Origin of the sequence: Flavobacterium granuli (assembly GCF_900129705.1) — a bacterium.
Lineage (GTDB): Bacteria > Bacteroidota > Bacteroidia > Flavobacteriales > Flavobacteriaceae > Flavobacterium > Flavobacterium granuli.
The window spans coordinates 97,478-112,447 of the sequence record NZ_FQWO01000001.1; the positions used below are offsets into that span (position 1 = coordinate 97,478).

Annotated in this window: 10 protein-coding genes; 7 read left to right on the forward strand and 3 right to left on the reverse strand. The window is 35.0% G+C overall.

Annotation, left to right across the window (positions count from 1 at the left end; all coding sequences use genetic code 11):
- The first annotated feature begins 442 nt into the window (after nt 1–442).
- Nucleotides 443–1,066 (forward strand): murein L,D-transpeptidase catalytic domain-containing protein, encoded by a 624-nt coding sequence (locus BUB25_RS00410; protein ID WP_072938057.1) that lies wholly within the window; start codon nt 443–445, stop codon nt 1,064–1,066.
- 92 nt (nt 1,067–1,158) lie between these two features.
- Here the strand turns inward: BUB25_RS00410 and BUB25_RS00415 are convergent, their stop codons facing one another.
- A complete protein-coding gene (locus BUB25_RS00415) occupies nt 1,159–2,691 on the reverse strand; it encodes a SulP family inorganic anion transporter (protein ID WP_072938060.1) in 1,533 nt (510 codons plus the stop codon).
- Nucleotides 2,692–3,307: 616 nt separating this feature from the next.
- On the opposite strand from BUB25_RS00415, the gene ppsA reads away from it, so the two are divergent.
- From ppsA to BUB25_RS00445, 6 genes are all read left to right on the forward strand, one after another.
- Nucleotides 3,308–5,713, forward strand: a complete 2,406-nt coding sequence (gene ppsA / locus BUB25_RS00420; RefSeq protein WP_072938062.1) for a phosphoenolpyruvate synthase — start codon at nt 3,308–3,310, stop codon at nt 5,711–5,713.
- Nucleotides 5,714–5,748: 35 nt separating this feature from the next.
- Nucleotides 5,749–7,227: a Do family serine endopeptidase gene (locus BUB25_RS00425; protein WP_072938064.1), complete on the forward strand. Its 1,479-nt coding sequence runs from the start codon at nt 5,749–5,751 to the stop codon at nt 7,225–7,227.
- A gap of 64 nt (nt 7,228–7,291) precedes the next feature.
- On the forward strand, nt 7,292–8,281 hold the full coding sequence (locus tag BUB25_RS00430) for a 2-hydroxyacid dehydrogenase (protein WP_072938066.1): 990 nt from the start codon (nt 7,292–7,294) through the stop codon (nt 8,279–8,281).
- A 265-nt stretch (nt 8,282–8,546) separates the two neighbouring features.
- Nucleotides 8,547–9,650: a site-2 protease family protein gene (locus tag BUB25_RS00435; RefSeq protein ID WP_072938068.1), complete on the forward strand. Its 1,104-nt coding sequence runs from the start codon at nt 8,547–8,549 to the stop codon at nt 9,648–9,650.
- Nucleotides 9,637–10,800: a phospholipase D-like domain-containing protein gene (locus BUB25_RS00440; protein WP_072938070.1), complete on the forward strand. Its 1,164-nt coding sequence runs from the start codon at nt 9,637–9,639 to the stop codon at nt 10,798–10,800. Before BUB25_RS00435 ends, BUB25_RS00440 begins: the two co-directional genes overlap by 14 nt.
- A gap of 383 nt (nt 10,801–11,183) precedes the next feature.
- On the forward strand, nt 11,184–12,296 hold the full coding sequence (locus tag BUB25_RS00445) for a retron St85 family RNA-directed DNA polymerase (protein ID WP_244533796.1): 1,113 nt from the start codon (nt 11,184–11,186) through the stop codon (nt 12,294–12,296).
- Between the two features lie 12 nt (nt 12,297–12,308).
- On the opposite strand, the gene BUB25_RS00450 is transcribed toward BUB25_RS00445, so the two are convergent.
- Nucleotides 12,309–13,901 (reverse strand): efflux MFS transporter permease, encoded by a 1,593-nt coding sequence (locus BUB25_RS00450; protein WP_072938073.1) that lies wholly within the window; start codon nt 13,899–13,901, stop codon nt 12,309–12,311.
- A 7-nt stretch (nt 13,902–13,908) separates the two neighbouring features.
- Nucleotides 13,909–14,970: an HlyD family secretion protein gene (locus tag BUB25_RS00455; RefSeq protein ID WP_072938075.1), complete on the reverse strand. Its 1,062-nt coding sequence runs from the start codon at nt 14,968–14,970 to the stop codon at nt 13,909–13,911.

Consider the following 14,970-nt stretch of genomic DNA (forward strand, 5'->3'; position numbering starts at 1 on the left):
ATTATATACTCTTTTTTCTCTACAAAAATACTGTATTTTATTACAACTTATGATAAGTAGCTTTAATAATATTAGCCCCAATAACACAACTGCATTGGTATGTTTAAACGCCAAAAAAAGTTTTGAAAGAAAATTTAAGTTATTATTTTGAAATTCCAGTTGTATTTCGTTTTCCCAAAAAAAATCCAATCAAAATTTGATAGTCGCAATAATCTTTTACGATGTCTGTCCTTATTAATTTTTAAGCTTCCGTTAACACTTTCCTCCATTTATTGATAAAAAAAATACAAACATTTAACTTTCAGCTATTTGCACAGCATTAATTTATTTTATTACCTTTGCATTTTAAAAATAAACTGCCTCAAAAAATCAGGAATTAATAAAAAAATGTTTTTATCAATTCTCAAAATCAAATAGAAATCGTCCATACAAACAGATAATAATGAGAAGAATACCTTTTATATTAATCTCAATCGGGCTATTATTTTTAAGTGTCAAAATTTTCTCGAAAGATTTTGAAACTGGTACTTTGACCTATCTAGAGTCTGACAATTCAACAGTAGAAAAACTGCTGCAACAAGTAAATTCAATAAAGAAATTAGTCCGTAATAACCCCAATTACAATGAAGAAATTGCCTTTTTCATTGATATGAAAATCATGTCTGGAAAAAACAGATTTTTTATTTATGATTTAAAAAATGACAGCATAATTGACCAAGGATTAGTAGCACATGGTTTGGGCTCAAAAATAAAAGAGGATGGTTCTCAAAAATTCAGCAATGAAAATAGTTCTTTCTGCACTGCTCTGGGTAAATATTCCATTGGAAAAAGCTATCAAGGTAAGTTTGGCAAAGCCTACAAATTGTATGGATTAGAAAGCACAAACAATAATGCCTTTAATAGAAACATCGTACTCCATAAATTTGAAAGCGTACCTTATGAAGAGCAGCAAAACCAAATATGCCACAGTTTAGGATGTCCGATGGTTAATGAGAAATACTACAAAAGAATTGAAAAACTAATTGACAATTCTAAAAAGAATATTGTTTTGGATATCTATTATTAGGACAAACAAAATCATCTTTAATTCCCTCCATCACAAAAGAGCTCTGAACATTAAATAAAAGAAAGCTTTTTTACATCCAAGAGATTTCAAAATCAATCCACAGCCACTTTATAGGTAGGATCTTCCATGATGTTAATTTCAATAACTCCTTCGGCGTTTTGTAACAGCTGACGGCAATCGGCGCTTAAATGACGAAGATGGATTTTCTTACCCACTTTGGCATAGCGTTCCGTAATTTTATTTACGGCATCAATAGCGCTCATATCGGAAATTTTACTTTCCTTAAAATCAATGATCACTTCCTGCGGATCATTAGAAACATCAAATTTTTCTGCAAATGCTGCCGTAGATCCAAAGAATAGCGGACCAAATATTTCGTAATGTTTTACCCCTTTGTCATCAATATATTTCCTGGCACGAATGCGTTTGGCACTTTCCCAAGCAAAAACCAAGGCCGAAATAATGACTCCAATTAAAACAGCTAAAGCCAAATTATGAAGTACAACCGTGATTACCGTCACTAATAGCAATACAAAAATATCGTGTTTTGGCATTTTATTGATAATTCGAAAACTAAGCCATTCAAAGGTTCCTATGGCCACCATAATCATCACACCGACCAAAGCCGCAATTGGCAATTTTTCAATTACGGGCGCTGCAAACAAAATAATCACCAGAATCGTTAATGCAGCAACAATACCTGACAGACGAGCTCTGGAACCTGCAGAGAGATTTACCAATGTTTGAGCAATCATAGGACATCCTCCCATACCAAAGAAAAAACCATTCAAAATATTAGCACTTCCCTGAGCAATACATTCGCGATTACCCCTGCCTTTTGTCCCCGTAATCTCATCCACTAAGTTTAAAGTCAACAATCCTTCGGTCAATCCTACCGAGGCCATAATTAAAGCATAAGGAAAAATCAGTTGTAAAGTTTCAAAATTCAAAGGAATTTCAGGAATGTGAAATGGAGGGAATCCACCGCTAATCGATGCGATATCAGCCACTGTTTTAGTCTGAATTCCCAAACCTAAAACTACGATAAAAACGACAATAATAGCCACTAATGAAGCTGGAACAGCTTTGGTTATTTTTGGAAAAAAAATCACAATCGCTATCGTTAATGCCACCAGAGCTACCATAATAAACATTGGATTGCCAGAAAGCCAGACTGACTCTCCATTGATCATTGTTTTGAATTGTTCTAATTGAGACATAAAAATAATAATCGCCAAACCGTTTACAAAACCAAACATCACGGGCTGTGGTACCAAACGTATGAATTTCCCTAATTTAAACAAGCCTACCATTATTTGCAGTACACCTGCCACTGCCACCGCTGCAAAAACATATTCTAAACCATGAGATTTCATCAAAGCAATCAATACGATGACCGTTGCTCCTGCTCCACCGGAAATCAATCCAGGTCGACCTCCAAAAATTGCAGTAACCAAACCCATAATAAAGGCGGCATATAATCCTACCAACGGAGGAAATCCAGCTAAGATCGCAAACGACAATGATTCAGGAATCATAGTCATAGCCACTGTTAAGCCGGCTAAAATTTCTGTTTTGTAATTTACTTTTTGAGCAAAGTCGAATAAATTAAAGTATTGTTTCATTCTTTTTTATAAAATTCATAAAATAATAAGCCGCCGGAAAATTCATGATTCCGAATATGGATAATAAAACCAATAATTATAGAGATAAAAACATAACCAAAGCTTTATTCAAGACGTAGAAACCTGAAAAAATGGATGAATCCCTCTTTTACAAGAATGGCAAATGTAAATCTTTTTAACAGATGTGGAAATAGAAAATTGGAAATACCATAATCTAAGATATCCATTCCATAAAATTAGGAACCAAAGAAAAAACTCCTATCAACATGGAAAAATTTCTGCTTTCAAAACAGAATAACCCTTAACTTAAAATCTACAAAAACATTTAACAAAAAAAATCATAAATCACTACTAAACAATTAATTACAATTAAAATAACAAACTGTTTTATACAATAAAAAAAATAAAATGATTAAATTTACACTAGCGGCTTTAAGAAGTTGAAAACTTACTATTGATTTCTTTCCAAACGCCAAAAACAAGGTAGTCCCCAAATTGCCTAAATGATTTTTCGCCAAACTACAGCATAGCATAGCGAACCACACCAATGTTCGTGTTTTATATCATCTAGTATACGAAATAATAAAAGTACTCTAAAATCATTTCAAAAAAAGGCATGAGACATTTTAAACAAATTCTGTTTTTTAATCAAATTCGCATCACTGACATTGATAAAGTAGGTGGTAAGAATGCTTCTTTGGGAGAAATGTTTAGCCAACTCAGTCCTATGGGAATTAAAGTTCCGGATGGTTTTGCTTTGACAGCCAATGCTTATCGGTTATTCTGCAAAGAAAACAACATAGAAGATGAACTGAATGATTTATTTCTCTCCCTAGATTTAAAAACCAATTCTAACCTTTCAAAAATTGGTCAAAAAGCCCGAGAGATTATTCTGTCTAAAAGCTTACCAGTAACAATTAAAAATGAAATCCTAGAAGCATACCAATGTCTAAGCGAACAGAACGACTTCAAAAATCTTAGTGTCGCTGTACGAAGCAGTGCTACTGCCGAAGATTTACCCTCAGCCAGTTTTGCCGGAAGAATGGAATCCTTTCTAAATATTACCGGAGAAGAACAGCTACTCGATGCCATAATTCACTGTTATGCCTCGTTATTCACGGACCGTGCTATAAAATATCGTCATGACATGGGCTTTTCTAAAATGGATATTGCAATTTCAGTAGGGATTCAGCAAATGGTACGCAGTGACAAAGCGGCTTCCGGCGTAGCATTTACAATCGATCCGGATAGCGGATTCAAAAATACAATCATCATTAACAGCTGTTGGGGGCTTGGGGAAAACATTGTTCAAGGGACTGTAACTCCTGATGAATGGATGGTTTTCAAACCAACTTTGTACAATAAAGACTATAATCCTATTCTAAAAAAACAATGTGGTCGAAAAGAATTTACGATGATTTATACTAAAAATTCAATCGCCAGTTCAGCAGAAAATACAATTAGTAATAAACCAACCCTCAAAGAAAAACAAAATCAATTCTCGTTAAATGACTCTGAAGTAATTCAATTGTCACAATGCTGCGATAGCATCGAAAAGTATTATAATAAACCAATGGATATTGAGTGGGCCAAAGATGGATTAAACAACCAACTTTATATTGTTCAGGCACGTCCTGAAACTATTCATAGCAAATTAAAAAAACAAGTCCAAGAGATTTACAAACTCAAAGAAAAAGGAAAACTAATAACAAAAGGAATTGCATTAGGAGATAAGATAACCTCTGGAAAAGCCCGAATTTTGCATCATCCGAAAGAAGGAAATCAATTATTGGAAGGAGAAATCCTTGTCACAGATTTGACAAATCCAGATTGGGATCCGATTATGAAAAAATCGGCCGCAATCATCACCAATAAAGGTGGACGTACAAGCCATGCAGCCATTGTGGCTCGGGAGTTGGGCACCATAGCTGTTGTAGGGACAGGCAATGCCACCAAAAATATAAAAAACGGTCAGCAAATCACCGTTTGTTGTGCCGAAGGCAAAGAAGGTAAAGTTTATGATGGACAACTCGATTGGGTAATAACCGAACAGGATTTCAGCTTACTTTCCATGCCTAACACAGATCCAATGTTAATTATTTCAGACCCCGAAAGAGCTTTTGAATTGAGTGCTTATCCCAATCAAGGTGTAGGATTAATGCGAATGGAATTTGTCATTTCTAATACAATAAAAATACACCCCCTTGCTTTTTGCGAACCCGATACAATAACAAACAAAACAGTTGCTGCCAAAATAAAAAAAACGATTGGCAACTATACTGACGGTAAAAGTTATTTTATCGATAAACTAGCAGAAGCCGTATCTCATGTCGCAGCCGCTTTTTACCCTAAAGAGGTCATTGTCAGGATGAGCGATTTTAAAAGCAATGAATATGCTAATCTCATCGGTGGTAAATATTTCGAACCTCATGAAGAAAATCCTATGATCGGTTTTCGAGGAGCTTCCCGGTATTACAGTAAATATTATCAAAAAGGTTTCGCTTTGGAATGTGAAGCCATGAAAAAAGTGCGAAACGAGATGGGATTGCTCAATGTAAAACTGATGATTCCTTTTTGCAGGACGATAGAAGAGGCCAAAAAAGTCATTTCAGAAATGGCTAAAAATGGATTAATACAAGGTGAAAACGATTTGGAAGTCTATGTCATGATCGAGATCCCAAGTAATGTGCTGTTAGCGGATGAATTTGCAGACATTTTTGACGGATTTTCCATTGGTTCGAATGACTTAACGCAACTTACCCTTGGTCTAGATCGAGATTCTGAACTGGTAAGCTATTTATTTAATGAAGAAAATTCTGCAGTAAAAACTTTAATAAAAAAAACAATTCAAGCCGCAAAACGAAACAAAATAAAAGTAGGCTTGTGCGGGCAAGCACCTAGCGATATCCCTGAATTTACTCAATTTTTAGTGGAAGAAGGAATTGACAGTATCTCTTTTAATCCCGATGCCATCATTAAAGGAATCAAAAATATTTTGGTAGCAGAAAAACTAAAAGTTTAATAAAATAAATTTCAAATATGATACCATTTAGAAAAATGAATTTAATATGTTTATCAATCCTACTGTTTTTCCTTCAAGGATGTCAGTCACAGGAAAAAAAAACAGAAAAGGACATTGAAGAGTTTCAAAAAAACACTTCCCAACAAACGGATAATGTTTCTTATACCGGCTTAGTCAATTTTAGAAATGCCGCTAAAACAGCCATGCCCGGAGTTGTTAATATCAAAAGCACCTTTAAATCTAGAGTTCCTGACTACGATTATAAAGATCAGGATAATCTTCCAGATCCTTTTAAAGATTTTTTTAAGGACAATCCCTTTTTTAGAGAATTCAAGTTCCAAGACCCAAGATTTCCACAAGGCAACTCTGAACCAATAATTGGTAGTGCTTCGGGAGTGATTCTCACCAATGATGGGTATATTACCACCAATAATCATGTAATAAAAGGGGCTGATGAAATTAATGTCACCTTATTTGACGGGAGGTCCTATCCTGCAAAAATTATTGGTACTGATCCGCTAACAGATCTGGCTCTGCTTAAAATTGAAGAAAAAAATCTTTCTTTTATCCAATTTGGCGATAGCGACATAACAGAAGTTGGAGACTGGGTAGTTGCCGTGGGAAATCCTTTTAATCTGGCCTCGACTGTTACTGCCGGGATTGTAAGCGCCAAAGCCAGAAACATTAATATTCTAAAGGAACAGGGAGCCATTGAATCTTTCATTCAAACTGATGCAGCTGTAAATCCTGGAAACAGCGGTGGCGCTTTAGTAAACCTAGAAGGAAAACTAATCGGTATTAACACCGCTATTGCAACGCCCACAGGAGTCTATGCCGGTTATGCATTTGCCATTCCCGTAGATATTGTAAAAAAAGTTATCAACGATCTTTTAAATTTTGGTTCTGTACAAAGAGGTACTTTAGGCATGAGTATCCGAGACTTAAACAGTAGCTTGGCAAAAGAAATAAATATTAATCGAGCCAACGGAGTCTATGTAGACAGTGTAATGGTTAACGGAGCTGCCAAAGAAGCCGGAATTAGAGCCAAAGATGTCATCATAAGTATCGATAACATTGAAACAGCCACTGCTTCAAAATTACAGGAAATTGTTTCACGAAAACGCCCCGGTGATCCAGTTAAAATCAAACTAATCCGAAATAGTAAAGACGAAAAGGAGTTGACAGTAACACTCAAAAAATATACTTTACAAACACCAACAATAAATACCAACTTACTAAAAGAATTAGGAGTCGAACTCACAGAAATCAATAAAGAAGACCAAAAAAAGAAGTATAATGTGATGAATGGCTTAAAAATCACCAAACTCTATGACGGCAAATTAAAGCGATTGACTGACATACAACCAGGATTTGTGATTACATCGGTAAACAGAAAACCGATAAGCACAGTTAAATCTTTCTTGGAAGCTGTACAAGATCAAGAAGGAGGAATAATGATTGAAGGAAAATATGCCGGAGACCCCACTTTTTACTATTATGCTTTTGGAATGTAAAAGAAATACCAGTAAACAAAATGACTTAGGAAATCTTCCACATTGGAAATAAAAAACAGGAATCATGAAAATACTCGTGTATAGTACCTATGGTTTTGACAAGCCATTCTTAGAAAAAGCAACACATGGCAAACTTGAATTAGTCTATACTGACCAGCCATTAAATGAGAAGACTGTGAATCTTGCCAAAGGTTTTGACGCTATTTCCCTTTTCACTTCAGATTATGCAACTGCCCAAATGTTAGAAAAACTATATACCTATGGCATCAAATACATCGCTTTACGATCAGTAGGCTACGACAATATTGATCTGAAAAAAGCTCGATCACTAGGGATTAAAGTGGCTAATATCCCTAGCTACTCTCCTTATTCTGTTGCAGAGCATGCAACTGCTTTGTTGATGGCATTAAATCGTAAACTTATTCTGGGACAAAAATTAATGCTCATGGGAGATTATCGTTTGGATAATCTGATTGGTTTTGATTTACATGGAAAAACAGTTGGAATTATTGGAACCGGAAAAATAGGTTCTGCATTCGCAAAAATAATGCATGGCTTTGGCTGTAAATTATTGGCTTGTGACCCGAAGGAGAATAAAAAACTGATTCTGGAAACCAATATTACTTATACAACGATAGAACAACTATGTCAAAATTCAGATGTGATTTCGATTCATTGTCCGCTTAATCCTGAAACAAAATTTATGTTGAATAGAAGTCTTTTCAAACAGATGAAAGAAGGCGTTTTTTTTATCAATACCGCCCGTGGTATGATTGTAAATACCGAAGACTTAATAGAAGCATTAAATACCGGAACTATTGCCGCCGCTGGTTTGGACGTATATGAAAAAGAGAAAACAATCTTTTTTCGCAACCACATCAATAAAAAAATCGAGGATAATCTGTTTACAATCCTTCGTTCCCATCCTAATGTATTGATTACAGGACATCAGGGCTTTTTGACCAAAGAAGCTTTACAGGGAATTGCCGTTAGTACCATTGCTAATTTGAATGCTTGGGAATACAATGGCATTTCAGAAAATGAATTGAACTGAAAACAGAATTCCTTTTTTTTCTGCTATTCCAAAGTTTATCCTCTTCAATTGAGAAACAGCTTATTTAGCAGTTCATTTAGACAACCGAGCAATTCTATACCGTATTATTCTTAATTTCAAATTCTTTAGATTCTTAAAAAAATATCGTAAATTAGTACAGCCCTAGACTTTTTTTTCTAAAAACACAATACAAGCTGCTATTTTTTTAATAATTTAAGCTTATTTCATATAATTCTACTATCGAATAGTACTAAATTTAAAAAAAATGAAAGGAACATTCAAACTCGGGAAAATTTCAGGAATTGGTTTATTTATTCATTGGACATTTTCATTACTGATTGCCTTCATCATTTTTATTAATTATCAATCAGGTTATAATGCAATTCAGATTTTTTGGTCTGTGGGATTCATTATGAGTATTTTTATTACTGTTGTTTTACACGAATTAGGGCATGCTTTGGCCGCAAAAAACTTTGGCATCACAACCAAAGACATTACTTTACTTCCCATAGGCGGATTAGCTAGACTGGAAAGACTACCCGAAAAACCTTCAGAGGAATTGATTGTTGCCATTGCCGGACCAATGGTCAACCTTGGTTTAGCCCTAATAACGGGCTTTTTTATTACACTACCAGAAAACCCTGAATTAATGGCCACACAACTATCCGGGGGAATAAATGCACATAATTTTTTTCTTAACTTCTTTATCGTAAATATAGTGCTGGCTGTTTTTAATTTGATTCCAGCTTTCCCCATGGATGGCGGAAGAATTCTCAGAGCATTACTTGCCTTCAAATTCAAAAGACATGTGGCAACTAAAATTGCGGCACGTATTGGGCAACTTTTAGCCGTAGGTTTTATTATTTTAGGTTTTTTTTCGAATCCTTTTCTAATTTTCATAGGATTATTTGTCATAATGGGGGCACAAATGGAGACCGAATATACCGAATCCAAATACATTCTAAAAGGATACAAAGTACGTGATGTGTTAATGAAGCAATACCAATCTATCGATTCCAATGAACCTATAAAAACAGCCGTTGATTTGTTGCTTGATAGCCAATCCAAGATTTTTCTAATTACCGAAAACGGTGAACCCGTTGGAACATTAAACCGAGACCAAATGATATTAGCTCTTTCCCAAAAAGGAGAAAATATCCCTATACATACTGCTATGAATAAAAACCTGATTTTCCTTGACGTAGAAACACTTTTGGAAGACATTTTTGAAATGGTTTTCAGCAATAAATCCAATTTAATGCTTGTCATGGAAAACAATCAATTTATCGGTACTCTGGATACCGAGAATCTTTTAGAATTTCTGTTAATCAAAGAGGTTAAAACCCAAAAAACTTATGCTAACGAGTAATTACATCTCTGAAGCCGAAGAAAGCTTGGAGCTGGTATACAGCGGAACGAATTATTTTTCCCGATTAGAAGAAATCATTCAAAACTCAAAATATGAAATTCACCTGCAATTCTATATTTTCAAAAATGATTCTGCAGGAAAAAAAATTCTGGAAGAACTAAAAAAAGCGGCAGCACGTCATGTAAAAATATACCTTTTGCTGGATGGTTTTGGGTCGTTTACATTTCCAAAAGAGGAAATAAACCATTTAACGCAACTGGGAATACATTTTCGCTTTTTTTCTCCTTTCTTTTCTGCAAACTCATTCTATATGGGTCGAAGATTACACCACAAACTAGTCGTTTGCGATGCTCGTTTGACCTTGATTGGCGGGATTAATATTTCCGAAAATTACTTAGGAACAGCCACAAAAGCGCCTTGGCTAGATTATTCGATACAAATTAACGATTCTAATATTGCTAAAACACTTCAATTGCTTTGCAGGGATTTATTCTTTAAAAAAAGACATCTGTTCCGAAAAAAAATAAAATCTGTTTTTCTGACCCAAGAAGATACCGCCATCAGTATTATTCAAAACGATTGGTTAAAACGAAAAAATGAAATTTATAAAGCCTACATCAACGCTTTTAACAATGCCGAAAAGGAAATAATTATTGTAGGAAGTTATTTTCTTCCGGGCAGAAGGTTAGAAAATGCGCTAAAGAAAGCGGCTAAAAACAACGTGAAAATAAAATTAATATTATCCGGAATTTCAGATATTCCGCTTTCCAGAAGAGCGACCTATCATATTTACTCCTCCCTTCTTAAGAATAATATTGAATTATACGAATGGAATAAAACGATATTACATGGAAAAGCGGCAGTAGTAGATGGTTGTTGGACCACCATTGGTTCATTCAACCTGAACAATCTAAGTTCTTATGGAAGTCTCGAAATAAATGCTGAAATCAAATCGGTCGCTTTTTCAAATACTTATTTGTCACACCTCAACAAAATCATAGCCCAATGTGACAAAATAACACCCAAATCCCTAAAAAAAAGAAACAACATCTCTTCCTATTTAATGAATTGGCTGTCGTATTGGACAGCAAGATTAATCCTTAGTGTAGTTACTTATTTTCCTTATAAAAGATTCAAAAAAATTTATTAAAAATAACTTCTAAAAAAATTAAACCAATCCTAATTTATTGTTTTTTATTTTGTAAATTTATGTTTTAAATTTAAGGTTAAACAACTGAAATTGAATTTATTAAAAACAACACAATATAATTAAAAGTGGATAAAATCACCCATAAAAAGAGAAAAAAAGAAGAATGGATCCAAAAAGATTTGAGAAATAAGATCCCAAAATTGGGCAAGAAAACAGTATATGTTCCATTACAAAATGAATTGCCTTTCTGATTGTTTCTAAAGATTGTGTTAGCTCAGCTAGCGTCGGAGCCGTGAGTCACTGTTCTGTAATTGAATGTTCTTTCAAGCACTGGTTTAAAAGGCTCTACGCAGAGCTCCGAACCTTTTAAACCCGTATTCCTAATGGGAGTGAGTGACTCTAAAAGTCCTCACTCCATTAATGATTCAGACGCTATGGATTTTGTACACTACAAAGACTCTTTTACTAAAGAAGCCCTAAAAATAGGCTACTCACAACAAAATATTCTAAGCTGCCTGGATTATGCCCAGATTTTACTAACTAAAGATGTTCCCGTTATATATAACAGCTCACATCTGGCAGTTTTGGTGGGTTACAAAAAAGAATACCTAAAAAAAGCGGCACATCACACCAAATATTTTTACCGTGATTTCGAAATCACCAAAAAAAACGGCAAGAAAAGGCCCATATCTGAACCTCTGCCGAGTTTAATGGAAATACAACATTGGATTCTTAAAGAAATCCTTTACAAACTCCCCGTGAGTCCTTTTGCCAAAGCATACAGACCCAATATCAGTATTATTGAAAACCTCAAATTCCATAAAAACCAACCCAAGGTATTTACACTGGATTTGGAAAATTTTTTCCCATCCATCAAAATAGAAGCAGTTGAAAGAATATTTACTGAATTGGGCTATTCGAAAAACATCTCTAATTTGCTTGCCCAATTATGTACTCGTGACGGTCGATTGCCACAGGGAGCACCTACAAGCCCCTTTCTCTCCAATCTTATCTTTAAAGATGCCGATCTTATGATCTCTGATTATTGCAAAGAACACAAAATAAGATACACCCGTTATGCCGATGATTTGAGTTTTTCCGGAGATTTTGACGAAAAAAAATTACTCCATAAGGTGACCGAAACCATTGAAAAACTAGACTTTAAAATTAATGCCGCCAAAACCAAACTCATGACTCCTGATAGAAGACAAACTGTGACAGGAATAGTCGTCAATGAAAAACCACAGGTGGTATTCCATAAACGCAATACATTGAGACAAACGATGTATTACATTAAAAAATTTGGCATCGATGAACACCGTGAATTCAAAGAAATTGACCAAACCAATTTCCTTGAACATCTATTAGGCCAAATCAACTTCGTTTTACAAATCAACCCAAAAGACTCTGAATTTATACACTATAAAGCTTTCCTTATTGATCTAAAAAAGAAACAAGATGCGAAAAATATTAAAAGAGGCTTACTTCTGATGTGAAATAAATCCCGCTTAAATGGGAATCAATCGTGCCCCAATTTTTCTAAAATGAAAATGCAAATGAGGAATCAATGCAATGCCAATCATAATAAAAAATATAAAAACTCCCATATAATAATAGTAATCTCTTGCAAACAACATATTAGTGTGATTGGCAACTGCTTTTCCTAATAACTTCTTAGCTAAAACCTTAGCTTTAGTTGCCGAAGCACCTTTGGCAATTGCAGCGTTTTCATATAACTGCAACCTTTTAGCCGATTCTGAATTTAAGGCGGTAACCGTATTTCCCAATTCATGATAATGCACACTACCCTGCCTTAAATTCATAAACGAAACAAGTGCTAAACTTACTGTAAATGCAAAAAATCGGAAAGAAATACCGCTTAATGAAGCCGAAAAGCTTTTTGATTCCGGCACAGCTGTTATCATAAACAACACTATCGAGAGCATTAAGATGCCATTGCCCATTCCTTGAAAAAAAAGAGGCATCAAAATACTTTCTTCATTGGCTTGGGAACCGAAAATAAAGAACATTTGTATATGATACAGCAGCAAAAAAGCGAATCCGGCGAGCCAAATTAGACGCATATTGCGTTTTCCCAAAAGAAATCGAGCCGTTATTCCTATCCCCACTGCAATGCCCAAAGCATTAAAAACCATGATATAAGCATAATGGTATGAATCTAAACTCATTCCGTTAAAAAGAAAGCTATTGGCCACACTAATATCTCCTTTACAAATATAATACAAGATCAAAAGCAGGGCTCCCCTTCTAAAATTTCTGTATTTGTATATTCCTAAATCAATAAACGGCCGTTTACGGTTTTGTTGCATTAAAATAAATGTAGCGAGCAGTATCATAATTGCTCCCATGCAAGTCCAAATGCGAAGGCTCTCAAACCAATTGTAGTATTGTCCATATAAGATAACATAAGCAATCAAGGATAAAAGCGCGCTGTAAATCAAGAAGCTTTTCCAATCTAAATGAAGCAAAGGAAATCTTTTAGTATGCAAACGAAAATTTGTTTTGAGACAAAAAAGCATAAGCACTACTCCGGGAATTTGAAGATAAACAACAGCCAAATACAATACATTATAATCGTAATTCTGAAAAATATAGGCATCTAACAAATAGGCAAAAGCATTTGAACTAAGTAAAGTACCATAAAAAACGGCGTAACCCAATACTCTTGATCTTTCAGAATGAAACTGTGAAAACAGTAAACTAAGCGTAATCCCAATTATCGCAACAGTAACCGCTCCTCCCAAAAACCGCAAAACAAAAAAAAGTGAGGCATTTTGAGTGCCATATAACAGCAGATTAATTGCCGTAAACAGTAATATACTCATCAGAAAGTAGGTCTTAGAAGCAAAATAGCTGAAAAACCTTTTCTCTAATGGGAAAAAACTGGTGATACCTACATAATACAAAACGATCGAATACTGAATATCAGTAGGATCCAGACCATAATAACTGGCGGCACTATTAATGCCTCCTATATAACCTGCCAACATGGATACGGCCGGCAGAATTACCAAAAAGATCATGATTCTAATACCCCATTTTGGTACCCAACTTTTAAATATGGTCGCTGATTGATTCATGTAAATATTATAATTTAGAAATCGATACCTCAGCATTCATTCCCGCACGGAGCATTTTTATTTTTTCTGCTGCATCGGTCAAAAGTATTCGAACAGGAAATCTTTGTACTATTTTGACAAAATTTCCGGTGGCGTTGTCTGGAGGCAAAAGCGAGAATCTGGATCCTGTAGCCGGTGCCAGAGATTGTATTTTCCCGTGAAAAATTTCATTCGAATAGGCATCTACCTTGATTTCTACCTCTTGACCTTCCTGCATATTTGCAATTTGGGTTTCCTTAAAATTAGCCACAATCCATTTCCCCTGATCCTGATCTACGATAAAACCAAGGGTTTGTCCTTTTTGTATCAATTGCCCCACTTGTAAGGTTTTATCACCCATAATTCCATCAGAAGGAGCAGTAATAACGGCATAAGTCAGGTTGAGTTTTATATTATCAACTATCGCTTCTCTTTGCTGTACATTAGCTCTAGCTACCGCCAATTGAGAATCCACATCGTTTATTTTTCCTTTTGCCGTTTTATAAGTATTTTGCATCGCTTTATACTCTGATTTTGCAATTTCAAAACTGGTTTTAACTGCTTCAAAATGCTGTTGTGTAACCGCTTCTTCCGCAAGTAATTTTTTATACCGGTTAAATTCCTGCTCTTGTTGCCACAATTTTGCTCTAGAAGCGGCAATGCTTGCTTCACTAACCGAAGCACCGTTGGTCGTGGTTACAAAATTACTTTCCAGCACTAACAAGGATGCCTTGGCCGCATTCAAAGCCGCTTGGGCTTCCTGCAATTGCATCAGTGTTTCATTTCTATCGATTACCATCAAAGTATCTCCTTTTTGAACTTTTTGATGGTCTCTATATTTAATTTCTTGCACAAAACCTGTGGTACGACTCAGAATGGGATTGATGTATTCTTCGACCTGTGCATCATTAGTTTCTTCGTATCGATACATTCGTATAAGCGCATAAATTCCATATACGAATAAGATAAGTAATACTATAAAAGCGATACTATACGTTATTTTGACAGTAATTCTATCAATGCGTTCATGTTTTTCTATTACTGTAGCCAT

Excerpts from the sequence above, each read along its gene's own strand:
- BUB25_RS00440 (WP_072938070.1), top strand. The coding sequence starts at position 9,637 with ATGCTAACGAGTAATTACATCTCTGAAGCCGAAGAAAGCTTGGAGCTG.
- BUB25_RS00455 (WP_072938075.1), bottom strand. The coding sequence starts at position 14,970 with ATGGCTACAGTAATAGAAAAACATGAACGCATTGATAGAATTACTGTC.
- BUB25_RS00430 (WP_072938066.1), top strand. The coding sequence starts at position 7,292 with ATGAAAATACTCGTGTATAGTACCTATGGTTTTGACAAGCCATTCTTA.
- BUB25_RS00450 (WP_072938073.1), bottom strand. The coding sequence starts at position 13,901 with ATGAATCAATCAGCGACCATATTTAAAAGTTGGGTACCAAAATGGGGT.
- BUB25_RS00445 (WP_244533796.1), top strand. The coding sequence starts at position 11,184 with ATGGGAGTGAGTGACTCTAAAAGTCCTCACTCCATTAATGATTCAGAC.
- BUB25_RS00425 (WP_072938064.1), top strand. The coding sequence starts at position 5,749 with ATGAATTTAATATGTTTATCAATCCTACTGTTTTTCCTTCAAGGATGT.
- BUB25_RS00410 (WP_072938057.1), top strand. The coding sequence starts at position 443 with ATGAGAAGAATACCTTTTATATTAATCTCAATCGGGCTATTATTTTTA.
- BUB25_RS00415 (WP_072938060.1), bottom strand. The coding sequence starts at position 2,691 with ATGAAACAATACTTTAATTTATTCGACTTTGCTCAAAAAGTAAATTAC.
- ppsA (WP_072938062.1), top strand. The coding sequence starts at position 3,308 with ATGAGACATTTTAAACAAATTCTGTTTTTTAATCAAATTCGCATCACT.
- BUB25_RS00435 (WP_072938068.1), top strand. The coding sequence starts at position 8,547 with ATGAAAGGAACATTCAAACTCGGGAAAATTTCAGGAATTGGTTTATTT.